20 protein-coding genes and 1 riboswitch are annotated in these 24,222 nt (G+C 60.0%); of the genes, 17 read left to right on the top strand and 3 right to left on the bottom strand.

From position 1 onward, the window contains the following. The first annotated feature begins 5 nt into the window (after positions 1-5). The 10 genes from ACFFT4_RS26970 (at position 6) to ACFFT4_RS26925 (ending at position 11,384) form a co-directional block, all read left to right on the top strand. Positions 6-1,484 carry an FGGY-family carbohydrate kinase gene (locus ACFFT4_RS26970; RefSeq protein WP_378052146.1) on the top strand — a complete coding sequence of 493 codons (1,479 nt, stop codon included), beginning with the start codon at positions 6-8 and terminating at the stop codon, positions 1,482-1,484. A gap of 148 nt (positions 1,485-1,632) precedes the next feature. Next, a riboswitch (cyclic di-AMP (ydaO/yuaA leader) is annotated at positions 1,633-1,773 on the top strand. 80 nt (positions 1,774-1,853) lie between these two features. Beyond that, positions 1,854-2,504, top strand: coding sequence for a hypothetical protein (locus tag ACFFT4_RS26965; protein ID WP_378052145.1), 651 nt, complete (start codon positions 1,854-1,856; stop codon positions 2,502-2,504). 905 nt (positions 2,505-3,409) lie between these two features. Next, positions 3,410-5,794, top strand: a complete 2,385-nt coding sequence (locus ACFFT4_RS26960; protein WP_378052144.1) for a response regulator — start codon at positions 3,410-3,412, stop codon at positions 5,792-5,794. Then, entirely contained in the window at positions 5,794-6,165 is a 372-nt protein-coding gene (locus ACFFT4_RS26955; RefSeq protein WP_378052143.1) for a response regulator, read from the top strand. Before ACFFT4_RS26960 ends, ACFFT4_RS26955 begins: the two co-directional genes overlap by 1 nt. Before the next feature lie 18 nt (positions 6,166-6,183). Next, positions 6,184-7,239 (top strand): HD domain-containing phosphohydrolase, encoded by a 1,056-nt coding sequence (locus tag ACFFT4_RS26950; protein WP_378052142.1) that lies wholly within the window; start codon positions 6,184-6,186, stop codon positions 7,237-7,239. A gap of 108 nt (positions 7,240-7,347) precedes the next feature. Then, a complete protein-coding gene (locus tag ACFFT4_RS26945) occupies positions 7,348-7,884 on the top strand; it encodes an RNA polymerase sigma factor (RefSeq protein ID WP_378052141.1) in 537 nt (178 codons plus the stop codon). After that, complete coding sequence (locus tag ACFFT4_RS26940; RefSeq protein WP_378052140.1) at positions 7,859-8,809, top strand: hypothetical protein; 951 nt, start codon at positions 7,859-7,861, stop codon at positions 8,807-8,809. The genes ACFFT4_RS26945 and ACFFT4_RS26940 overlap by 26 nt, the downstream gene beginning before the upstream one ends. 128 nt (positions 8,810-8,937) lie before the next feature. Further along, entirely contained in the window at positions 8,938-9,663 is a 726-nt protein-coding gene (locus ACFFT4_RS26935; protein WP_378052139.1) for an ABC transporter ATP-binding protein, read from the top strand. Beyond that, positions 9,660-10,706, top strand: a complete 1,047-nt coding sequence (locus ACFFT4_RS26930) for an ABC transporter permease (protein ID WP_378052138.1) — start codon at positions 9,660-9,662, stop codon at positions 10,704-10,706. Before ACFFT4_RS26935 ends, ACFFT4_RS26930 begins: the two co-directional genes overlap by 4 nt. Positions 10,707-10,721: 15 nt before the next feature. After that, complete coding sequence (locus ACFFT4_RS26925; RefSeq protein WP_378052137.1) at positions 10,722-11,384, top strand: TetR/AcrR family transcriptional regulator; 663 nt, start codon at positions 10,722-10,724, stop codon at positions 11,382-11,384. Positions 11,385-11,452: 68 nt separating this feature from the next. On the opposite strand, the gene ACFFT4_RS26920 is transcribed toward ACFFT4_RS26925, so the two are convergent. Genes ACFFT4_RS26920 through ACFFT4_RS26910 form a run of 3 tightly spaced genes read right to left on the bottom strand, consistent with a single transcriptional unit; the run spans position 11,453 to position 14,656 of the window. Next, positions 11,453-12,499: an ABC transporter permease gene (locus ACFFT4_RS26920; protein ID WP_378052136.1), complete on the bottom strand. Its 1,047-nt coding sequence runs from the start codon at positions 12,497-12,499 to the stop codon at positions 11,453-11,455. Further along, the gene (locus ACFFT4_RS26915) at positions 12,483-13,496 is read right to left on the bottom strand and encodes an ABC transporter ATP-binding protein (RefSeq protein ID WP_378052135.1); all 1,014 of its coding nucleotides are present in this window, start codon (positions 13,494-13,496) and stop codon (positions 12,483-12,485) included. Before ACFFT4_RS26915 ends, ACFFT4_RS26920 begins: the two co-directional genes overlap by 17 nt. Before the next feature lie 2 nt (positions 13,497-13,498). Next, a complete protein-coding gene (locus tag ACFFT4_RS26910; RefSeq protein ID WP_378052134.1) occupies positions 13,499-14,656 on the bottom strand; it encodes a COG1470 family protein in 1,158 nt (385 codons plus the stop codon). A gap of 197 nt (positions 14,657-14,853) precedes the next feature. On the opposite strand from ACFFT4_RS26910, the gene ACFFT4_RS26905 reads away from it, so the two are divergent. The 7 genes from ACFFT4_RS26905 (at position 14,854) to pflA (ending at position 23,765) form a co-directional block, all read left to right on the top strand. Continuing rightward, positions 14,854-15,468, top strand: a complete 615-nt coding sequence (locus ACFFT4_RS26905) for an RNA polymerase sigma factor (RefSeq protein ID WP_378052133.1) — start codon at positions 14,854-14,856, stop codon at positions 15,466-15,468. Between the two features lies 1 nt (position 15,469). Then, a complete protein-coding gene (locus ACFFT4_RS26900; RefSeq protein WP_378052132.1) occupies positions 15,470-16,372 on the top strand; it encodes an anti-sigma factor domain-containing protein in 903 nt (300 codons plus the stop codon). 522 nt (positions 16,373-16,894) lie between these two features. Beyond that, positions 16,895-17,416, top strand: a complete 522-nt coding sequence (locus tag ACFFT4_RS26895) for a hemerythrin domain-containing protein (protein WP_378052130.1) — start codon at positions 16,895-16,897, stop codon at positions 17,414-17,416. A gap of 75 nt (positions 17,417-17,491) precedes the next feature. Then, on the top strand, positions 17,492-17,980 hold the full coding sequence (locus ACFFT4_RS26890; RefSeq protein WP_378052129.1) for a hemerythrin domain-containing protein: 489 nt from the start codon (positions 17,492-17,494) through the stop codon (positions 17,978-17,980). 24 nt (positions 17,981-18,004) lie between these two features. Beyond that, positions 18,005-20,614, top strand: a complete 2,610-nt coding sequence (gene adhE / locus ACFFT4_RS26885; protein WP_378052128.1) for a bifunctional acetaldehyde-CoA/alcohol dehydrogenase — start codon at positions 18,005-18,007, stop codon at positions 20,612-20,614. A gap of 67 nt (positions 20,615-20,681) precedes the next feature. Then, entirely contained in the window at positions 20,682-22,961 is a 2,280-nt protein-coding gene (pflB, locus tag ACFFT4_RS26880) for a formate C-acetyltransferase (protein ID WP_378052127.1), read from the top strand. A gap of 45 nt (positions 22,962-23,006) precedes the next feature. Then, positions 23,007-23,765 (top strand): pyruvate formate-lyase-activating protein, encoded by a 759-nt coding sequence (gene pflA, locus ACFFT4_RS26875; protein WP_378052126.1) that lies wholly within the window; start codon positions 23,007-23,009, stop codon positions 23,763-23,765. Positions 23,766-24,222 lie beyond the last annotated feature (457 nt).

Genomic DNA, 24,222 nt, shown 5'->3' with positions numbered 1-24,222 from the left:
GGACGGTGATTGTTGGACTGGATATCGGAACGACCAACTTGAAGGCGGGGCTTTTCGACGAGACGGGCAATCTGGTAAGGTCGGTGCATCGGCCAAATGAGAGTCGTCTCCATCCGGACGGAATCGTCTATTACGATCCCGATCGGCTGTGGGCGAATGTCTCCGCGATGATTGCCCAGCTTGCCGAGGATAACGAGAGTGGCGCGATTCGCTCCATCGGCATCACGAGCATGGCGGAAAGCGGACTGTTGGTCGACAGGGCGACAGGGCAGGTGAAATCCGCGATCCTTCCGTGGTTCGAGCGCTGCTCGATTCGGCAGGCTCGGCTCGTCGAGGACGAGATAGACGTATTCGAGCATTTCCGGCAAACCGGACTCCGGCCGTCGTTTAAGCACGGTCTCTCGAAGCTGTTATGGCTGAAAGAGAGACACCCGGATGCCCTGCGTTCCTCCGTATGGCTCTCGGTGTCCTCGTACATCGCTTTTCGGCTGACGGGGAAGATGGCGGAGGAATATACGCTGGCAGCCAGAACGTACGCTTTTCGCATCATGGACAAACAGTGGGACGCCGCGCTGCTTCGGCATTTCGACATGGAGGAAAGCCTGTTCCCTCCGGCAATTCCTTCGGGGGAGCCGACCGGCAGAGTGACGGGAAGCGTGGCGCGCGCGTTGGGCTTGAATGCCGGGACGACCGTGTTTCAGGCGGGGCACGACCATGTGTGCGCTTCGCTGGCGGTCGGCGCGGTGCATGCCGGGGACGTGTACAATTCGATGGGGACGGCGGAGACGATGGTCGGCGTTTTTCCGGTCAGGACGCTTACGGAAGCCGATTATGCCTGCGGTCTTTCTTTTGGGCTGCATCCGGTCTCCAACCGGCTCTACTGGATGGGGGGCCACTCCTATTCGGGCGGTTCCGTGGAATGGCTGCGAGAGCTGATCGGCGTAGAGCAAGTCGGCTATGAAGAGGTTTTGGGATGGCTTGACGGCGTGCCGGCGGGGCCGAGCGGCATCGTTTTCCTGCCTTATTTGGCGGGGAGCGGGGCTCCTCTGCCCGATTCTCAGGCGAAGGCGGCGTTTATCAGCTTGACGGCCCGCCACGGCAAAGGAGACTTGCTACGCGCGGTGCTGGAGGGGAACGCCTATCAGATGGAAGCGATCCGCCGCTGCGCGGAATCGGTATCCGGCGGCCGGATCCGGCTGATGCGCGTCGTCGGCGGGGGCACGCGCAATCGGCACTGGCTCCAGCTCAAGGCGGACGTGTCCGGCATCGCGCTCGAGGTGCCGGACATTCCGGAGGCCGCGCTGGCGGGGGCCGCGATCACCGCGGGAGTCGGTTGCGGCCTATACGCTTCCTATGAAGAAGCGGCGGCCGGAGGGACGGGATACGGGAAGCTCGTATATACACCGGATGCGAAGCGCCACAAGCTTTATTCCTCGCTGTACGAAGGGCAATATCTGAAATATCGGGACATGCTGAGATCGTGACCGGTCGCTTTTTGAGGAGCGGGAATGATTTTTTGTGGAGACGCTGAAAATATTTGCGATGAATCGCGGCGTGACGAGAGCAGAGGCGCATCCGGCGGATGGGTCGATCTATTGGCAACGGTTTGACAACCGGGACCGATCGGCGTAGTATAAGTATACGCTTAATTTCCGTCCTTTTGCGGCGGAAAGCGGGGGAACCGATCTTTCAGGGGCGAATCGTTCGCGAGAACGTAGGGTGCCATCTACCCGAGTCCGTCAGCTAACCTCGTCGGCAGAGATGGGTCTGAGAATTCGATATTATTTTTCACTTCGGACCCTTATTCAGGGTCTTTTTGCGTTCTCGTAAAGACCCGAACGGAGGTGTTAACGATGCAGCAAGCGGAATTCGTCAGAACGACGTACGAAAGCCTGATGGAGCAGACGAAGCGGCTCGTGCAGCGCAAAGCGGAGCCGGAGGCGTACGTTCCGTCCGAAGAGCGGTATGCCGTCCTTCACTTGACCGTCGAGGCTGACGGCAGGGAGGAGCATCGCGAACGAGATCTGAACCGGGCGCAGATTGGCATCATGCGATTCGTGACCGTGATCGCGCAGATCGTCTCGGGCTGGGGAGGCAAGCTGATCGAAGCGAGCCATCAGTCGTACACGGCCATCTTCCCGACGGAAGAAGAGGACGCGGTTGGCCGGAGCTGTCTGTGCGGCATGCAGATCGTCCAGGCGATCGACAATGTCATCAATCCTTCGCTCGCGGAGGAAGGCATTCCGTTTCGTTTTCGCGGCGGGGTCGGCATCAGCATGGGGCAGGTGTACGGCTTCCATACGGGTCTGTCGCTTCCGGCAAACAGCCTGTATTACGGCGAAGCGATAACGAGCGCGGTCGAATACGCCAACATGACGGACGGAGAGGTCATCGTCGACAAAGTCGTCAAAGAGCACTTCGAGCGCTCCGGGTCGGAATACAAAGTTCAATTCGTGCCGTATCGCTATCATGAATGGGTCGGCTATCGCTTTCATATCGGCTGACCGATCGATCAGCCCAGGGACCATCGCCTTCGTCATCGAAAGATGACGGCGGGGATGGTCTTTTTCTTTTAATCGGAGAAGCCTCGAGATTCTCCATTATATTGGAAAGCCAATACTCGAAGAAACCTGCTATCGTCTCGCTAACCCCCCTCCGTTTGACCTCCGATGTTCTAAGAAACCTGCTATCGTCCCGCTAACCCCCCTCCATTTGGTGCCCGATGTTCTATGAAACCTGCTATCGCCCCGCTAAAACCCCTCCGTTTGGCCTCCGATGTTCTAAAAAGCCTGCTATCGCCCCGTAAAAACCTCTCATTTGGCGCCCGATGTTCTAAGAAACCTGCTATCGCCCCGCAAAATCCTTCCGTTTGGCACCCGATGTTCTAAGAAACCTGCTATCGTCCCGTAAAAACCTCTCATTTGGCGCCCGATGTTCTAAGAAACCTGCTAACGCCCCGCTAACCCCCCTCCATTTGGCCTCCGATGTTCTAAGAAACCTGCTATCGTCTCGCAAAAACCTCTCATTTGGCCTCCGATGTTCTAAGAAACCTGCTATCGTCCCGCAAAAACCTCTCATTTGGCACCCGATGTTCTAAGAAACCTGCTATCGCCTCGCTAAAACCCCTCCGTTTGGCCTCCGATGTTCTATGAAACCTGCTATCGTCCGAGATAGTGCACCGTCGGCGATCCATCACATGTCAGCGATCTTTCACATGTCGGCGCTTTTTCGTATTGCCTAACCGGATAAATTGGGTTATTATGCCTATTGATTTGTTCGGTCGGTCTTCAATTCGCGTCCAGGTTTACCGATTAGAAATATACGGAAAGCGAAGGACTTATCGCCATCCGGCGAGCCCTGTCGCGATCCGTTCCGCATTCATGATTTCCAGACGAAGGCAGGTAGATGCATGCAGCATATCCACGGTTCCCATGACGCCGCTCTCGTCGTATTTTCCTACGTCGTAGCGGTCGTCGCTTCTTATATGGTATTGGACTTTGCGGGGCGCGTCAGCGAATCGTCCGGTCTTAACCGCTCCTTATGGCTCGTGTTCGGCGCGGCCGAGATGGGTCTGGGCATTTGGTCGATGCATTTTGTCGGGATGCTGGCGTTCAAGCCGGATGTTCCCGTCGCATACGATCTGACGTTGGTTCTCTTCTCCGTTCTGGCCGCCATGATCGGCTCGTACATCGCTCTGTCGATCGTCGGACGGAGACAGCCGACGACGGGCAACCTGCTCGGGGGAGGGCTGCTGCTGGCATCCGGCATCGTGACGATGCACTATATCGGCATGGCCGCCATGCTGGTCGATATTATTTACGATCCGCTTCTGGTCGTTTTGTCCGTCATCATTGCGGTCGTTGCGTCGGTAGCGGCGCTGTGGCTCGCTTTTTATTTTCGCAAGGAGAGCGGAAGAGGCGAGGTATGGAAAAAGCTCGGCAGCGCGCTTGTGATGGGCGGCGCGATCGCCGGCATGCACTATACGGGGATGCACGCCGCGAGCTACCATGCCGGACGCCGTTCGGAGCTCGCTGCCGGCATGCTGCTCGACCAGAAATGGCTCGCTTATTTGATCTCCGCGGGAACCCTGCTTACGCTCGGCTTGTCGCTGCTTGGCATCTTCGTCTCAAAGCGCTTCTCCCGCAAGGATTCCGAGATCGAGCTGCAGTCTCGCGAAATTTATTTGAAAAATCAGGAGCTTCAGCGTCTGAACGACCATCTGGAGGAGCTTGTCCGGGAGCGTACAGTCGAGCTTGAGCAAGCGCGCGACGAAGCCGTCCAGGCCAATCGGATCAAAAGCCAGTTTATGGCCAACATGAGCCACGAGCTCAGAACGCCCCTGAACGCGATTATCGGCTACAGCGAAATGCTGGCCGAGGAAGCGGAGGAGCTCGGGGAGCCGACCTTTAAGGCCGACCTGGAGAAGATCGGCAAGTCGGGCAAGCATCTGCTGGCGCTCATCAACGATATTCTCGACATTTCCAAGATCGAGGCGGGGAAAATGGACGTCTACCTGGAGTTGTGCGAGCTCGGGAGCGTTTTTCAAGACGTGCTGTCCACAGTGAAGCCGCTGGCCGAAAGCAACGGCAACCGGATCGAAGCGCAATGGGAAGACGGCGTCATGACGACGGACGTTACGAAGCTGCGGCAAATTTTGCTCAACTTGCTCAGCAACGCGGCCAAGTTTACCCAGGACGGAACGATTCGGATCGAAGGACGCCGGAGGGAGAAAAAAGCGCAGTCCGGGTATTCGATCAGCGTGACGGATTCGGGAATCGGCATGACGGAGGAGCAGCTCGACAAGCTGTTTCAGCCGTTCACGCAGGCGGACTCCTCCACGACGCGAAAATACGGGGGAACGGGGCTTGGGCTGACGATTTCCCAACGTTTCTGCGAGCTGCTTGGCGGCGACATCGAGGTAAAGAGCAGGCCGGGAGAGGGAAGTGTCTTCACGTTCTGGCTTCCGCTGGAGCCGGACGGCCGGGAGGCTCGACCGGCGCCGGGTCACGATGCGGCACAGACCGCGGCGGCCGGTACCGGAGCCGAGGAGCAGGTCAGCATTCTGCTTATCGACGACGAACCGGTGAACCTGCAGCTGATGCGCAAATTTCTGGCCGAGGAAGGCTGGACGCTGGCATTCGCCGAGAGCGGGGCGGAAGGGCTGCTGCTGTCGAGGAAGCTGAAGCCCAAGCTGATCTGCCTGGATATTCTGATGCCGAGCATGGACGGCTGGACCGTGCTGTCCGAGTTGAAGAAGGACCCGGAACTGCGCGACATCCCGGTCGTCATCCTCTCGATGACCGACGACAAGCCGCTAGGCTACTCGCTGGGGGCGTCCGAATTTCTGACCAAGCCGCTGGAACGGGAGCGGCTCGTCTCGGTGCTCGATAAATATTTGCCGGATTCGGCGTCCAGAACCGTGCTCGTCGTCGAGGACGACGCCACGACAAGCGAGATGATGGTCAAGCTGCTCGGCAAGGAAGGCTATTCCGTCGCGACGGCGGGCAACGGCAGACTCGCTCTGGAGAAGCTGGCGGCGGAGACGCCGGGCCTTATTTTGCTCGACTTGATGATGCCCGAGATGGACGGCTACCGGTTTCTGGCGGAACTGCGAAAGCGGGAGCGCTGGAGCGCCATCCCGGTCGTCGTCGTAACGGCCAAAACGATGGCGGCGGAAGACAGCCTGCGGCTTCAAGGCTATGTAAAAGGAGTGCTGCAAAAAGGCTCGTTCGAGCCTCGGCAGCTGCTTGCGGAGGTTCGCCGATATATGGACGGAAGACGGGAGGTGATCTGATGCATACGATTCTTCTTGTCGAAGACAACGAAATGAATCGCGACATGTTATCGAGGAGGCTCGTTCGCAAAGGTTACCGCGTCTTGACCGCCGAAGACGGACTCGCCGGGGTGGAGCTTGCGGCGACAGAGCTTCCGGACCTCGTGCTTATGGATTTGAGCTTGCCCGTCCTGGACGGATGGGAAGCGACGAAGAGGCTGAAGGCCGACCCGAAGACGCGGTCCGTTCCGGTGATCGCGCTAACGGCCCATGCGATGGCGGGAGACGAGCGCAAAGCTTTCGAAGCCGGATGCGACGACTTCGATACGAAGCCGGTCGACCTCCCGCGGCTGCTCGGCAAAATCGAAGCGGCTCTTGTCAAGTCAGAATAGAATGGAGCGCGTGCGCCAATGGATGATAGCTTATACGCAAAAATATTGATAGTCGACGATCAGGAGTACAACGTAAGCTTGTTGGAGCGCATTCTGACCCGAGCGGGCTTCCGCCGCATACTCAGCACGCTTGATCCGCGAGCGGTTCAGCGTATGATCGCCGAGGAGGAGCCCGATATCGTCCTGCTCGATCTTCATATGCCCGGCCTGGACGGTCTGGAGGTGCTGAAGCAGATTCGGGAGCAGACCGGGGGAGGGCAATACTTGCCCGTGCTGATGCTGACGGCGGATACGACGCCGGAGGTGAAGCAGCAGGGGCTGCAGGCGGGAGTCAACGATTTTCTGACCAAGCCCTACGATCGGACGGAGGTCGTGCTGCGCATCCGCAATCTGCTGAAGACAAGAGAGCTGCACCAGCAGCTGCATCAGCATAATCGGACGCTGGAGGAGAAGGTGCGGGAGCGGACGACGGAGCTGAGCCAGGCCAAGCTGGAGATGCTGCTGCTGCTCGGACGCGCCGCGGAGTACCGCGACGATATGACGGGGCAGCATACGCAGCGAGTCGGCGAATTGTCGGCGATGATCGCCGAACGGCTGGGCATGTCCGAGTACGACGTCGACATGATCCGCAAAGCGGCGCCGCTGCACGATATCGGGAAAATCGGCATTCCGGACAACATATTGCTCAAGCCGGGCCGCTTCGAGCCGCACGAGTTCGAAAAGATGAAGACCCACACTACGATCGGCGCGGATATTCTCGGGGGCAGTTATTTTAACATTTTGCGGCTGGCCGGCGTCATTGCCCTGTCCCATCACGAGAAATGGGACGGAACGGGGTATCCCCAAGGGCTTGCCGGAGAAGAGATTCCCATCGAAGCGAGAATCGTCGCCCTGGCCGACTTCTACGACGCGCTCACGCACGAGCGGCCGTACAAGCGGGCGTGGACGCCGGAGGAGACACTGCAGGAAATCGCCCGCCAGCGCGGCGTTCACTTCGACCCGCAGGTCGTCGACGCGTTCATGGCGTTGTTCCGTGAGCATGAGTTCTACCGCAATATTGAATTGTCATCTTAGCGCGGAGCGGCCGATTAGGCCGCTTTTTTTCATGAGGTGTAAGGAATCGGGTTCCCGGTCGTCTAATTTATAAGCAAAGCGCGCAGGCCGCAGGGGAAAGGAGGAGCCATGGACGATAAAACGAGGATCGAGCAATGGTTTATCGCCTACGGATCGGACGTTCATCATTTTCTTGCGTATTACACGGGGAGAAGTCGGGCGGAGGATCTGGTTCAGGACGTTTTCGTCAGGGCGCTTAAGGGGAACCGGAAGTTTCAGGGACGGTCCAGTCCGAAAACGTGGCTGATCTCGATCGCTCGCAGAGTCGCGATCGACGACTGCAGAAAACGACGAAGAAGCGGACTTCTGCCGCTGCGGCTGCTTGGCGAACGGAAGGCACCGGAGTCGACGCCCGAGGAGCTGGCGATTCACCGCCAGGACGTCGCGGACGCGTACCGCACGGTCATGAAGCTGAAACGAACTTACAGGGACGTGCTGTTTCTGCGCGTCATGCAGCAATTGTCCGCGGCCGAGACGGCCGAGGTGCTCGGTTGGACGACGGCTCGGGTCGACGTAACGCTGCATCGCGCCATTCGAAAAGCAAGAAGCATCCATGGAGAACAGGAAGGAGGCGATTGGAATGCGGAAGGGATCGAACGTCGATAGCCGCATCGAGCTGCTGAAGGAGCTGCCGCGCAGGCCGCTGGAACCGGCGGCGGAGCACGCGATTTTGCTGGCGCTCCGACAGGAGGGCGGACGGGAGGCTGCCAGGCGGAGATTGCGGATAGGACGACTTGCGCTGCTTGCCGTTCCCGCCGTCGTACTGGTCGTTGTTGCGATGTTCTTCGGGATTTTCGATCGCGGGGGAGAAGGGCTGTTCGGTTCGCGTCCGTCCGCCGTGAATACCGCAGAGCTCAGTCCGCTGTTCGATCTGCTGGACAAGGACGGGAGAGTCGTCTATCCGGACCGGCTAAGAGGAAAAGAGGGGAAAATAGCGTATTCCGAATATCCCGGAGGTTTCGTCGCAAATTCGGGAATGACGGTATCCAAGGTTTTTTGGTACGTCTGGGGCGATCCCGAGCAAGTAGACGGCGCCGAGTTGGTCGCCACCGGCGTAAATCTATCTACCGGCAAACGGTTTCTGGTCAACGAAACGAAGCTGAGCGGCCCGATCTACGGCGCCGATGCCCACGTTGTCACGCAGTTCAATCCGTTTCCGAGCAAAGGAACGTGGCGCATCGACGTCGAGTTGGACGGGGAGCCGTACGGTTCGATCGTCGTACGCGTAAAGGACGAGTACATTCATACGAAATCTTCCATCTTCCTCGCATCCAAGGAAGATGCGGCGACGGGCGTGACGGAGACGACTCTGATCGTCGATGGGCACGGTCTGCCGGAGACGCTTGACGTGATCGTCCAGCCGACGGACGTTTCCGGAGAGGCGCGGAAGCTGACTTTTGTCAGAGAACAGGAATTCGTGCAGGCGATGAAGCCCGTTACGCATTATTCGGGCAAGCTTGAATTCGACGCGCCGGGCAAATGGCGGATCGAGGTGCTCGGCGAGAAAACGGAAGTAAAGGTGCGCCCGTAGCGGCTGCCTCCGCGCGTTTTAACGCCAAATCATCGCTCCCCGCTGCAGTTTACGGTTGACAATCGGTCTTGTTCGGCTCTAAAATGTGAGTAAATACTCACTTTTATTTTAGGCTGGAGGCTGCGAATATGGGGATTGCCGTTCAGGTCGATCGGGTCGACAAGAGCTACGGGAAAAAAGCGGTGCTGCAAAACGTCTCGCTGCAGATGCGGCAGGGCCAGATTTACGGCTTGATCGGCCCCTCGGGCGCGGGCAAAACGACGCTGGTCAAAATGCTGGTCGGGATGGAGCGCGCCGATACGGGCGATGTGATTGTGTTGGACACGGCGATGCCGAATTTGAAGCTGCTGCAGGATATCGGCTACATGGCGCAATCCGACGCGCTCTATACGGAGCTGACGGGGGAAGAGAATTTGAAATTTTTCGCCTCCCTGTTCAAGCTGGGCAAGGAGGAGAGGCGCGAGCGCATCCAATATGCGGCCGGACTGGTCAATCTGGCCGGGGAGCTGGGCAAGCGGGTGTCGGCCTATTCCGGCGGGATGAAAAGAAGACTGTCGCTCGCCGTCGCCCTCATTCAGAATCCGCGTCTGCTTATTCTGGACGAACCGACGGTCGGCATCGATCCCCAGCTCAGGGTGTCGATCTGGAACGAGCTGCTGCGGTTGAAGGAGGAAGAGGGCAAGACAATCGTCGTTACGACGCACGTGATGGACGAAGCGGCCAGATGCGATTATTTGGCGATGGTTCGCGACGGGCGCATTCTGACCTCGGGAACGCCTCGGGAGCTGACGGCCCAGTATGGGGTCGACAATCTGGAGGACGTATTTCTGGCGGCAGGGGGGGCGGCCCAATGAGAACAAGAGCGCTGATCGCCAGAATTTGCCGTCAGATGATCAGGGACAAAAGGACGCTTGCGCTGCTGCTGGCCGCGCCGCTGCTTGTATTAACGCTGATGTATTATATACTGAACGGAGGAGAGGCGAACGCTCCCCGGCTGGGCGTCGTTCAGGCGGACGCCGCGCTTGCGGGCGCGCTGGAGCAAGCCGGATTCGACGTGGTTCAGGTGTCCGACGCCTCCGTCGCAACGATCGAGGAGCGGAATCTCGACGCCGTCCTGACGATTGAAGACGGACGTCCTTCGCTGACGCTCGAGAACGCGGACCCGACGCAGGCGAAGGCGCTGCGGATGAAAATCGGGCAGATCGCCGCACTCCAATCCTTGGCCGCGACGGGACTTCCGCTGAATGGAGCCGGGCAGGCGGAGATTGCAACGAGCTATGTGTTCGGAGGTCCGGAGTCGTCCTTTTTCGATGTGCTCAGTCCGATTCTTGTCGGGTTTTTCGTTTTCTTCTTCGTCTTTCTGATTTCCGGCATCGGATTGCTGAGGGAACGCACGACCGGCACGCTGGAGCGTCTGATGTCCACGCCGATCCGCAGAGGGGAAGTGCTGACTGGCTATTTGGCCGGATACGGCATTTTCGCCGTCGTTCAGACGGTTATCGTCGTGGTGTACGCGGTCAACGTGCTCGATATTCCGCTGGCCGGATCGATCTGGAACGTGCTGCTCGTGAATCTGCTGGTGGCGCTTGTGGCGCTGTCGCTCGGCATTTTGTTGTCCACGTTCGCTTCGTCGGAGTTTCAGATGGTGCAGTTTATTCCGGTCGTCGTCATTCCCCAGGTGTTTTTCGCCGGGATATTGCCGCTGGACGGAATGGCCGACTGGCTGCAGGCTCTGGCGACCATTATGCCGCTCTACTACGCGGGAGACGCGCTGACGGGCGTCATGTACCGGGGCGAAGGGATCGGGGACATCGTGTCCAATTTACTCGTATTGGCCGCGTTCGCCGCCGTGTTTATCGCTCTGAACGCGCTCGCGCTGAAGAGATACCGTAAGTAAAAAAGGAATGAGAACATGTCGTCCGATAATATTTTGGATCGAATGATGGCTTCCGCCAAGCTGTCGAAGAAGGAGACCGCCAAGCAGCAGCGCATCCTGCAAAGCGCCATCGCGCTGTTCGCGGAGAAGGGCTACGCCAATACCTCGACAAGCGAGATCGCCAAGCGCTCCGGGGTGGCGGAGGGAACGATCTTCCGCCATTACGGCACGAAGGAAAATCTGCTGCTGGCGGTTATCGTGCCGTTCCTGAAGGAGTCGCTTCCGGTAATGGCGCAGGAGGTGTTCGAGGAAGTTCATCCGGAAAAGCAAGCCGGGTTCGAGCATTTTCTTCGCGCGATGTTTTTGAATCGGCTGCGGTTTTTCCGGGAGAACAAGGAGATTTTTCGCGTCGTCGTCAAGGAATTTGTCTATCGGGACGAGCTGCGCAACGAGCTGATGCCGCATATCAACCGCGATATTGTCGTGTATATGTTCCGCGCGATCGATTATTTCAAGGCGAAGGGGGATTTGCCGGAGCTGTCGAACGAACGGCTGCTGAAGCTGGTTTTTCCGTTTGTGTTCGGCAGATTTGTGCTCCGCTTCGTATTGGCGTCGGAAGAACCGCCCGGCAGCGACGAGGAGGAGGCGGATTTCGTCGTCGGGTTTATTATGCGGGGAATCGGGGGCTTACGTTCATAAAGAGGGACAGTTCAAGTCGATGGGCCGAGGGGCCGGCCGGCTTGAGCTGTCCCTTTTTCACCGCCGAATCAGGAACGCGAACGAATCTCCTGCCGCATGAACAGCAGGTAGGTCGCGGCGAACGACAGCGACGTTTCGGCGATCAGCGCCACGATATGCGGCCATACGAGCAGCGTGCTCTGCCCGAACGACAGCGGCGTCGAGATCGCCAGGTACGCCTGCTCCTGCGTCACGAACGGATTCAGCGTGCGCACGTCCGGCAGCAGCAGCGTCGACGCCGCCTCCTGGAACAGCTGGGCCGGAGAGATGCGCGACAGCAGCGTAAGCAGACTTTGCGCGTCCATATAGGCGTTCACGTCGTTCGGATCGCTCGGCGTAATCGCGTTGCCGATCAGATTAACGATCATGCCGTAAAAGACGAGGAAAAAAATCCATACGGCGATGCCGCTAAGCGCGGAGGTCGCCGCCTGCTTGAAGCGGACCGAGAACAGCAGCGACAGGTTCAGCCACAGCCCGACGTAGACGGTCGTAATGAGCAGCATCACGATGACGCGCCCGAATTCCTCCGGAGTCGGCGGGTAGCCGATCGTGTACAGGCCCGTGCCCATGACGAGAAATCCGAGCGAGAAAATAACGACCGCGATCAGCAGCAGGCCGGCGACAAACTTGGCGACCAAGAAGTCGTCGCGGTGAACCGGCTGCGACATGACCCGGCTGAGCGTGCCTTTGCTCCGCTCCGAGTTGACCGCGTCGAAGCCGATGGCGATGCCGATCAGCGGGGCCAGGAAGGAGAGGAACGTCAGGAAATTCGGCAGTCCGCTCGACGATACCGTGAACATGCTCAAAAACAGGAAGTCGGCGTCGCCGCCGGAGGTTTCCGCTCCGTCCTTAAGCGCCGTGACGGCCGTATACAGCGAGCCGATGCAGGCGAGGGTGACGATTCCGAGCAGGATGACGAACCGCCAGCTGCGAATATGGTCTCCGAATTCCTTCTGTACCATGACCCAGAACGGGCTGGCGGTTCGCGGAACGCGGTCGGCCGCCGCGGCCGGCTTATCCGCGCCCGTCCGCGCTTTGCCCGCTATCCCGCGCCATTTGTTAACCCAAGCGCTCACGCGTCTCGCCTCCTTCGAAATAACGGTGATAGATGTCGTCCAGTCCGTAGCGGAGAGGACGCACGCCAAGCAGCGACGCGCCGGAGGCGACGACGGCTTTCGCCAGCTCCGCGGTCATATCCGACGGACCGGAGACGACGGCGGTGACGCTGTCCGCGTCCCGGCGAGCGCTATCCGCCAGTCCGTCGCCGGGCTTAAGCCGCACGTCGGTTACGCCTTCGACGCCGCGCAGGGCGGCTTCGAGCGGCTCGCCCCACGGCGAGACGTCCAGCTCGACCCTGTGCGTCGGCGCGCCGTCCAGCTGGCGGGACAGCGTATCGATGTCCCCGGAGGCGATCAGCTTGCCTTGGACGAACAGGCCGACGCGGTCGCAAATTTGCTGCACCTGGTGCAGATGGTGGGACGACAGCAGGACGGTCAGCCCCTCGTTGCGGCTCAGGTCGCGAATGAGCGCGAGCAGCTCGCGCACCCCTTCGGGGTCGATGCCGAGCGTCGGCTCGTCGAGGATGATGACCTGCGGATTTTTGATCAGCACGTCGGCCAACCCGAGCCGCTGGCGCATCCCCCGCGAGAACGTGCCGGTCCGCTTGTGCGCGGCCTCCGCCAGTCCGACGCGTTCGAGCAGCAGCAGCGCGCGGCTTCTCGCTTCCGCTTCGGGGATGCGGTTAAGCCTTGCCGTATAGACGAGATTGTCCAGCGCCGACCGATCCTCGTAAAATCCGACGTCGTCCGGCATATACCCGACCTTGCGCTTGACCTGCATCGGATTGCGGGACGCGTCGATGCCGCAGACGAACGCTTCTCCCGCCGCCGGCTCGGTCAGACCGAGCATCATCAGGATGGTCGTCGTTTTGCCGGCGCCGTTGGGGCCGAGCAGGCCGAAAATTTCGCCCGGATAAATGTTCAGATTCAGACGGTCGACAGCGGTAAAGTCTCCGTACGTTTTCGACAGGTTTTTAAGCTGAATGACCGGTTCCGCCGCTTCGATCGTAGTCACGTTTACCGCCTCCCATATTTCCGGAACAAACCGTAGATGCCGGCCAGCACGACGAGGACGATCAGTACCCCGATCCAGCCCCACAGCACGGACGTTTCAACGGTGATGCGGAGCATGGCGGAGGCCGTTTTTTCCGTCGAGCTTGCGGTCAGGTTGGCGACATAGTCGCCGGCCAGCGCTTTGTCGGAAGCTTTGACCGTGGCGGTGACGGGAACGGACTGGCCCGCCGCGATGGAACGGATCGTCTTCGGCTCGAACGTCACTTCCCAATTGGCGGGCAGCTGTCCGCTCAGGCTGACGTCGGTTAGTTCCGCGGAGCCCGTATTTTTGACGACAAGCTCGAGATTGCGCGTTTTGCCGGCGGTAATGTCGGCGCTGAGCCGCTCGTCGGACGTGCTGAGCGTCAGGCCGTACGATCCGGTAATCGCCGCTTCCACCTGCGCCTGCGCCGACGAGCTTCCGCTGGCCGCTTGGACGACGATCGGGTACGTGTCGGCGGCGGCATTTTCCGCAGGGGTGACGTCCAGGCTGATCGTTTTGGAGTTGCCCGGATCCACATCGACGGACGTAACGTTGCTGCCGCTGACGGAGAAGCGGACGTCCCAGCCCGCCGGCGCTTCCGCGCTCAACGCATACTGCTGCTCGGAGGCGGTCCGGTTATCGAGCGTCAGGCTGTACGTGAATTTGGAGTCGGCGTGGCCCTCGCGGTTCGGCTGGTCGACCGACAGCTCGGACTTGTAGGAGCCTTGCTCCGCCACGTTCACCTTCAACGGAAGAGTGCCGAAATCCCCGGCGTTCAGCTTAAACGAATAATCGCCTTTGTTGACCTCCAGCGGTACGGTCAGGCTCAGGCTGAGCGTCTGCGACTCTCCGGGCTTGACGGAAATTTGCCGGATGCGGTTCCCGCCGGCCGTCAGCTCGTATTTCCAATCGAGGCTCCCGACGTCGAGCGTGACGTCGGCGGAACGGATTTCGTCGGAATCGTTGATGACGTCGACCGAATAGGAGATCGTCTCGCCCGGCGACACCGACAAATAGGTGTACGGCGTAAACAGCTTCAGCAGCGGCGCGGCCGCAGCCAGCGACGCGCCTCCCGCGAGAGCGGCCAACAGCAGCGTTAAGGCCAGCGCTCCGGATAATGGTCTGGTCAGTTTTTTCATGACAAACATTTCCCCCTCAGCTCCCAAATGTGATGTTCACCCCTATTACGCCCGAGGATCTCGAACGGATTTAGCCCGAAGTTAAAAAATTGCTTAGAGGAAGCTTAAAGGAAGATAAAAAACGGGTAGACCGGTTTTCATGGGGGCCGCTTTTTGATAATTTAATCTCGAAAAGACGTAGCGGAGGTGCGATGAACATGAGTACGGTCCCTGGCCGGTCGGGGCGCGAGGAACTGTTCGAATTGTTTTCGCTGATGCGGGAGGGCTCGGCGGAGGCGTTCGATCGCTTTTACGGCCAAGCGGCTCCTTTTGTAATGGGCATCGCCGGCAAGCTGTTGGGCGGCGACCGGATGGAGATGGAGGACGTGTGCCACGACGTGCTGCTGACCGTGATTACGCAGCCGGAGAAATATTCGCCGGAGAGGGGCTCGGTCGAAGCTTGGCTGGCGGTGCTGACGAAGAGCCGCTGCATGGACCGGCTGCGCAAGCGCCGGCGGATCGTGCTGGAGCCGCGCGAGACTCCGTTCGAGCAGCGGCTTGCCTGGGCCGGAGAGGCGGCGGCGCTCCCGGAGCAGCGCGTGCTGGCGAAGATGGAAGGCGAGGCGCTCCGTCAGGCGCTGGCCGAGCTGGACGGCGTGCAGCGGCGAACGCTGGCCGAAGTGTATTACAGCCGGCGCACGCGCAAGGAGCTGGCGGAAGCGTGGCAGGTCCCCGAAGGCACGGTCAAGTCGCGCGTGCGCTACGGCCTGAGTCATCTGCACAAGGCGATGGAGCGTCTCGGCTGGTCGAACGGCTCGAAGGGAGAGAGCTGACATGCTGGGCAGAGATTGCGGCATTCCGGACGAGCGCTGGATCGACTATCATCTCGGCAACTTAGGCAGAGCTGCGGCGGAGGCTTTGGAGAGACATGCGGAGAGCTGCTCCGTCTGCCGGGGCGCCTGCAAGATTTGGGCGGAACTGCTGGGCGTGCCGTCAGAGCAAGCTGTTGTCGTTTGCGAGGCGGCGGAGACTATCGGCAGTTTGGAAAAGTCGGAGAAGGCTGGCGTTCGGGAAACGGCGGGGGAGAATGGCGGTCGGCAAAAGCCGGTCGAGGCGGCCGGAGGCCCGAAGATGCCGGCTCCGCGCGTGTATCGTTCGCTGCGCCGACGGATGGCTTTGCTGGCTTTGATCCGCCGAGCGAAACGCAGGCCGGGGAGAATGGCGGCGGCTTGCGCGTGCGCCCTACTGCTTGGGGTAGCGCTGATCGGCCTGCTCAAGTATCCGTCGGCACAAGAGGAGCCGGCAGTCGCATCCGCGCTCGACGCGCAGCATTACGCACGGCTGCACGAGCCGGAGGGAGCGCGCTTGATGGAGCTTCCCGGCACTCGCGTCGTCTCGTCGACGGATATTGCGGCATGGCCCGTCGCTTCCTCTGCGATCAAGCCGCGGCGAAGCCTGACGGTGTGGATCAATGTCGACACGAAGGAGCTGTTCGTGCTGATGGAAGGCGTGCTCGAATCCGACGCCAGCGACGTGCAGGCGTGGGCGGACAGCAGCAGCCGCCTGTCGAACCTTGGCCTGCTGGAGTTTCACAGCGGACAGGGACATTTGTACTCGCACTTTCGCGAGATGACGGCGCCGGACGCTTTGCGCTTCACAATCGAGCCGAAAGGCGGCAGCGAGCTTCCGACGACGCCGGACAGCGCTCATGTTCGGTTGGCGAGCGTTGAAGAGTGAGCACGTATAGAAGGTGACGTACACGCGGCGGAAAATAGTTAATGGCATTAAGGATGCAGCCTCTACAGAAAGAGGGCATCCTTTTTTTATAGCGCGAAATCCTCATGATCCAGCCCATAGTACCGTCCCACAAGCTAATTCGCCACAATCTCCTCGTGATCCAGCTCATAGTACCGTCCCACGAGCTAATGCGCTACATTTTCCCCGTGATCCAGCCCATAGTACCGTGCCACAGGCTAATTCGCCACAATCTCCTCGTGATCCAGCCCCTAGCACCGCCGCCCATGCTGTACACGAGCTAATCCGTCGCCATTCCCTCATGGTTCAATCTACAGTGCCGCCACGCCTGCTGCGCATGCGAACCAATCTGTCGCCATAGCCCCGCAAATTACGCCAATTGCGGCAATCCTGTGTCCGTTGGCCTTTTAGATAAGAATTGTTTGTTACAATGTGATTTAATTCACAAGCGAATAAGAGGGACCGGTATATACTGGGGTCAAGAAGACGAAGGGAAGTGATCTCGTGGTAAAACTGCACGCCGCTATCGACCCTGACGCCCTTACCGAAGAGATGCGCGAGCGGATGCTCGAATCCTCTGTCGCCCGGGCGCGGCAAGAGCATGAAGCGCTGAAGGATGAACTGAGAAGCATTTACGACCAAGCCTGCGTTGTTCGCAACGATTCCGAAGAGAAAAGACTGAATCGCGAAATTCGCCAACTTCACGATTGCGTCAAAATGTTCATGAGACATTGGAGCGCCCACACCAAATGGGAGGATTCCGAGCTGTACCCGCAAGCGGCGTCTTATCTCGGCGCAGAGCCCGATCTGTTCCTGCTGATGGAGCAGGAATACGAATTGGCGGATCAATACTTACGGACGTTCCTGCGCGCGCTGGAGAAAGTCGAGTATCCGATCGGACAAGAGGAAGCGCGCAAAATGACCTCCTATCTCATCCAGGCTTATGCGGTGCTGAACAATCGGTTCCGGGAAGAGGACGAGATCATGCTGGATTTGACGGATAAGTCCAACGCTTACGGGTTCTAGCCAGCTGTTGGGAGCTGTACGATCCGAACAACCCGGGCGTCCGCAAGACGAATACGAGTTAAAGGAGTGTTTTCGATGCCTCACACGGTCAATTCCCCGCTGTACGACCTGTATATGAGGTACGACCAGTGGAAGGAAGAGCACGACGCGCTTTACGACAGGCTGCTCGAACTGTGCAGGCTGATGCGATGGAATCCCGGCAACTTCGATTATCCGTTCTGGGGAGCGCATCACCGCGGCGTGCACGAGAAGTTTGTCGCTTTTATGACGGATTGGAAGGCGCATTTGTCCAAGGAAAAGCAGGTCATCTATCCGATCGCCAAGTCCGCCATCTGCGGAGGGAGAATGGGGCCGGCGGCGGTGCTCGAGCAGGAGGACGCCATCGCCTGCCAGTTCTACGACGCGTACATGGCGGCCGTCGGCAGCGGGGAGTCCCCGGAGGAATGCTTGTCGCGCCTGCTGCAGGTGCTGATGATCGTCGCTGAGCATTTTCGGGTCGAGAACGAGACGGTCGTCCCGGCCGCCGAACGTTTATTGGAGGAAATCGAGTACATCGGATCTTAACCAAGCGAAGGAGGAACGATGCCCATGGCAGCCAAGGAGCAGGCTCAGGAAACGTTTGTCGCCGCCCAGAAGGAGGTCAATCTGCTGACCGCCCGAGCGAGGCAGGCCCACGAGGAATACATGAGGCTGGATCAGGACGACGTCAACCGAATTGTGCAGCAGATGGCGCTGGCCGGACTGGATAAGCATATGCCGCTGGCGAAAATGGCGGTGGAGGAAACCGGACGCGGCGTATACGAGGACAAAATCACGAAAAACATTTTCGCCACCGAATACATCTATCACAGCATCAAAAACGAGAAGACGGTTGGCGTCGTCGAAGACAATCCTTATGAGAACTACCGGGTCGTCGCCGAGCCGGTCGGGGTCATCGCCGGCATAACGCCGGTGACGAATCCGACGTCCACGACGATGTTCAAGGCGCTGATCGCGGCCAAGACACGCAACCCGATCATCTTCGCCTTCCACCCGTCGGCGCAGAAATCGAGCCGCGAAGCGGCAAAAACGCTGCTCGAGGCGGCGGTGGCGGCGGGCGCGCCCGAGCACTGCATCCAGTGGATCGATCAGCCTTCCGTCGAGGCGACGCAGCAGCTGATGAACCATAAGGACGTGGCGCTCGTGCTCGCGACCGGCGGTTCGGCGATGGTCAAGGCGGCGTACAGCACCGGCAAGCCGGCGCTCGGCGTCGGTCCCGGCAACGTGCCGTGCTTCATCGAGCGGACGGCGGATCTGGACCAGGCGATTACCGATCTTATTTTATCCAAAACGTTCGACAACGGCATGATCTGCGCCTCGGAGCAGGCGGTCATTCTCGACGAACCGATCTATGCGGCGGCGAAAAAGAAAATGACCCAGCTCGGCTGCTACTTCTTGAACAAGGAGGAGACGGAGAAGGTATCCGGTCTGGTCATCAACTCCGAGAAATGCGCGGTCAACGCGGTCATCGTCGGCCAGCCTGCGGCGAAAATCGCCGAGATGGCCGGCGTCGCGGTCCCGGCCGGCACGAAAATACTGGTCGCGGAATTGGCCGGCGTCGGAGACAAGTACCCGCTGTCCGCCGAGAAGCTGAGCCCTGTGCTGGCCTGCTATAAAGTCAAGAACGCCGAGCAAGGCATCGAGCGGGCCGCGCAGGTCGTCGCCTTCGGCGGCATGGGCCACTCGTCGGTCATCCATTCGAACGACCAGGCGGTCATCGCCGATTTCTCGGCCCGTCTGCAGACCGGCCGCATCATCGTTAACGCGCCTTCGACGCACGGCGCGATCGGCGACATCTACAACACGAACCTGCCGTCGCTTACGCTCGGCTGCGGCTCGTACGGCCAAAACTCGACGACGTCGAACGTCACCGCGGTCAACCTGATCAACTTGAAGCGGGTCGCCTACCGGACGCTGAACATGCAGTGGTTCAAGGTGCCGCCGAAAGTATACTTCGAACGCGGAGCGACGCAATATTTGGAGAAAATGCCGGACATCGCGCGGGTAATGATCGTCACCGACGCCGCAATGGTCCATCTGGGCTACGTGGAGAAGCTCGAATACTACCTGCGGAAAAGGGCGCTGCCGGTCGCGATCGAAATTTTCTCCGAGGTTGAGCCCGATCCGTCGACGGATACGGTGGAACGCGGCACGCGGATGATGGCGCAGTTCAAGCCGGACTGCATCATCGCGCTCGGCGGCGGCTCGCCGATGGACGCGGCCAAGGCGATGTGGCTGTTCTACGAATATCCGGACACGAGCTTCGATTCGCTGAAGATGAAGTTCCTCGACATCCGCAAGCGGATCTACAAATATCCGCGGCTTGGCCGCAAGGCGAAATTCGTGGCCATCCCGACGACCTCGGGCACCGGCTCGGAGGTGACGTCGTTCGCCGTCATCACCGACAAGAACAAGGGCAACACGAAATACCCGCTCGCCGACTACGAGCTGACGCCGGACGTTGCGATCATCGATCCGGATTACGTCTACAGCCTGCCGAAGACGGCGGTCGCCGACACCGGCATGGACGTGCTGACGCATGCGATCGAGTCGTACGTGTCGGTCATGGCCAACGACTATACGGACGGATTGGCGCTCAAGGCGATCCAGCTCGTATTCGAGAATCTGGAGGCTTCGTACCATAAGGCCGACCCGAAAGCGCGCGAGAAAATGCACAACGCCTCGACGATCGCAGGCATGGCTTTCGCCAACGCGTTCCTCGGCATCAACCACAGCCTGGCGCACAAGTGGGGCGGACAGTACCATACGGCGCACGGACGCACGAACGCGATTCTGCTGCCGCACGTCATTCGCTACAACGCGGAGAAGCCGACGAAGTTCGCTTCGTTCCCGAAATACGATCACTTCGTCGCCGACAAGCGTTACGCCGACATCGCCAGACTGCTCGGACTGCCCTGCGGCACGACCGAGGAGGGCGTCGCCAGCTTGATCGAGGCGATCCGCAAGCTGAACCGCTCGCTCGACATTCCGGAGACGTTCCAGGCGCTCGGCTTCGATCCGAACGACTTCGAGAGCAAGGTGGCCTACTTGGCCGACCGGGCGTTCGAGGATCAGTGCACAACGGCCAACCCGCGCATGCCTCTCGTTACCGAGCTGGCCGACGTTTATCGCAATGCGTTTTACGGGAAATTCGCTTAAGACTGGCGATGCCGACGGATAGCGGATCGGACAGCGGGTCTTGAACTCAACTTGGGAGGGAACCAGCATGGCGACTACAGAGAAGCATTTGAACGAAGCGGCGGGCGCCGCCGCTTCTGCCGACGGGTGGAGAGGCTTCCGCACCGGACGCTGGCAGCGTCACATCGATGTGAACGACTTTATCGGACTGAACCTGACGCCGTACGAAGGGGACGAGTCCTTCCTCGCAGAGCCGACGGAAGCGACGCGAGAGCTGTGGCAGGACGTGCTTGAACTGATGAAGAAGGAGCTTCGGAACGGCGGCGTGCTCGACATCGACACGGAGACGATATCGACCATCGTGTCGCACGGGCCGGGCTACATCAAGCGGGAACTGGAGACCGTCGTGGGCCTGCAGACCGACGCTCCGCTGAAGCGCTCCGTTCAGCCGTTCGGCGGCATCCGCATGGTGGACGACGCCTGCAAAGCCTACGGCTACGAGCTGCCGGAAGCGACCCTCAAGCTATTCACCGACATCCGCAAGACGCATAACCAGGGCGTATTCGACGCCTACACGACCGAGATGCGGCTGGCGCGGAAGGCGGGCATCATTACCGGACTTCCGGACGCTTACGGACGCGGACGCATCATCGGAGATTACCGGAGGGTGGCGCTGTACGGCGTCGACCGGCTGATCGAAGCGAAGCGGGAGGACCTGCTGCAGCTGGAGACGGACGTCATCTCGGAGGACATCATCCGCGCGAGGGAGGAGCTGTCCGAGCAAATTCGCGCCCTCGGCGAGCTGAAGCGGATGGCCGCTTCCTACGGCTTCGATATTTCCCGGCCGGCGGCCGACGCCCGCGAAGCGGTGCAGTGGCTGTACTTCGCCTACCTGGCCGCGATCAAGGAGCAGAACGGGGCGGCGATGAGCCTGGGCCGCGTATCCAGCTTCCTCGACATCTACATCGAGCGCGACCGGCAGGAGGGCAAGCTGTCCGAGGCGGAAGCCCAGGAGCTGATCGACCATCTCGTCATGAAGCTGCGGATGGTCAAGTTCCTCCGCACGCCCGACTACAACGAGCTGTTCAGCGGCGACCCGACCTGGGTCACCGAATCGATCGGCGGCATGGGCAACGACGGACGCACGCGGGTGACGCGCAACTCGTTCCGCTTCCTGCACACGCTGTACAATCTCGGGCCGGCCCCGGAACCGAACCTTACGGTGCTTTGGTCGACGCTCCTGCCGGAAGGCTTCAAAAACTACTGCGCCAAAGTGTCCGTAGACACGAGCTCGATCCAGTACGAGAACGACGACCTGATGCGGCCGGAATTCGGTGATGACTACGGCATCGCCTGCTGCGTATCCGCGATGCGGATCGGCAAGCAGATGCAGTTTTTCGGAGCCCGCGCCAATCTGGGCAAGGCGCTGCTGTACGCGATCAACGGCGGCAAGGACGAGAAGCTCGGCATCCAGGTCGGCCCCGCTCTCGCGCCATTGTCGGGCGACACGCTCGATTACGCGGAGGTGACGGAACACTTCGACCGCATGATGGACTGGCTGGCGAAATTGTATATGAACACGCTGAACGTCATTCACTACATGCACGACAAATACTGCTACGAGCGCATCGAGATGGCGCTGCACGACCGCGAGATTTTGCGGACGATGGCCTGCGGCATCGCCGGGCTATCGGTCGTCGCCGACTCGCTCAGCGCCATCAAATACGCCAAGGTGAAGCCGATTCGCAATGAGCACGGGCTGGCCGTCGATTTCGAGATTGAAGGCGAATATCCGCAGTACGGCAACAACGACGCCCGGGTGGACGACATCGCCGTCGCGCTGACCGAGTCGTTCATGAACAAGCTGCGGAAGCATCCGACCTATCGCAACGCCTTGCCGACGATGTCGGTGCTGACCATTACGTCGAACGTCGTCTACGGCAAGAAGACGGGCAGCACGCCGGACGGACGCAAGGCGGGAGAACCGTTCGCTCCAGGCGCCAACCCGATGCACGGACGCGACCGCAAGGGCGCGCTCGCTTCGCTCAACTCGGTAGCCAAGCTGCCGTACGCCAGCTGTCTCGACGGCATCTCGAACACGTTCTCGATCGTTCCGAAGGCGCTCGGCCGCGAGGCGGACGCGCGAATTCGCAACCTCGTCTCGCTGCTGGACGGCTACGCGGCAAGCAAGGGGCATCACCTGAACGTCAACGTATTCAACCGGGAGCAGCTGCTGGACGCGATGGAGCACCCGGAAAATTATCCGCAGCTGACGATCCGCGTCTCGGGCTACGCGGTCAACTTCATCAAGCTGACCCGCGAGCAGCAGCTCGACGTGCTGAGCCGGACGTTCCACGGATCGTTCTAAGCGGCGGGCAGACGGATAATCGATCAAGAGAGGGAGGCGGAGAGCATGCATACGGGGAGAATCCACTCTCTTGAAACGTTCGGGACGGTGGACGGACCGGGAATCCGGTTCGTCCTGTTCCTCCAGGGCTGCGCGCTCCAATGCCGCTACTGCCACAATCCGGACTCGTGGGATACGCAGGCCGGCGAGCTGCGGACCGTGGACGATATTTTGCGCGAGATCGAGCCTTACGTGGAGTATTACCGCCGCTCCGGCGGAGGCGTCACGGTGACCGGGGGCGAGCCGACGCTGCAAGCGCCGTTCGTGGCCGAGCTGTTCCGGGCCTGCAAGGAAAGATGGGGACTGCACACCGCGCTCGATTCCTCCGGCTTCTGCGAGCCGAGCCATGCCGAAGCTTTGCTGGACGCGACCGATCTCGTGCTGCTCGACTTGAAGCGAATGGATCGCGAAGGGCACCGGGCGCTGACGAGCCAGCCGAACGACCGCATTCTGAGGTTCGCCCGGCATCTGTCGGACCGCGGGACGAAAATGTGGATCAGAAGGGTGCTCGTCCCCGGCTGGACCGACGGCGCGGACGAATTGCTGGAGCTGGGACGGTTCATCGGCGGGCTGGAAGGCGTAGAGAAGGTCGAGGTGCTGCCCTACCACCGAATGGGCGTATACAAGTGGCATCAGCTCGGCAAAGCGTACCCGCTGGAAGGCGTGCTGGAGCCAGGTCCCGACGAGGTGGCCCGGGCCGGGCGGCTGATCGGGCAAGGAATAGAAGAGGGAAAACGGGGATTAACCCTTGCGGGCAAAGAGTAGAAGTAGAGAAACGGGAATTATCCACTCTGGCAAGGAGTAGAAAGAGGAAACGGAAAATAACCCGCGCAAGCAAGGAATATCAAGAGGGAAGCTTATTCCTCTCGGGCATGGAGCAAGACGATGCGAATAACCGCCGGGGCAGCGAACGAGGCAGCCAGGCGGTTTTTTCGCTGGTCCGCCCAATCGAGCGCCCGGCTACATTTAACGGTCCGGCAGGCCGTTACGCAAGCCATTTCGAGTGCCCGGCAGCGTTTAACGGTCCGCCAGACCGTTACGCAGGCCATTTCGAGCGCCCAGCTGCATTTAACGGTCCGCCCGACCGTTACGCAAGCTCAATCGAGCGCCCGGCAGCGTTTAACGGTCCGGCAGACCGTCCCTCGGGTTTAGGGGGTTTTCTCACGAATGCTCACTCATTCGCAGGATTTCACAGGGTTTAGATGTCAGATCATATGAGGGG

This window comes from Cohnella cellulosilytica, assembly GCF_042431195.1.
GTDB lineage: Bacteria > Bacillota > Bacilli > Paenibacillales > Paenibacillaceae > Cohnella > Cohnella cellulosilytica.
The sequence above is the reverse complement of the archived record's forward strand: the minus strand, read 5'-3'. Positions and strand labels throughout refer to the sequence as shown.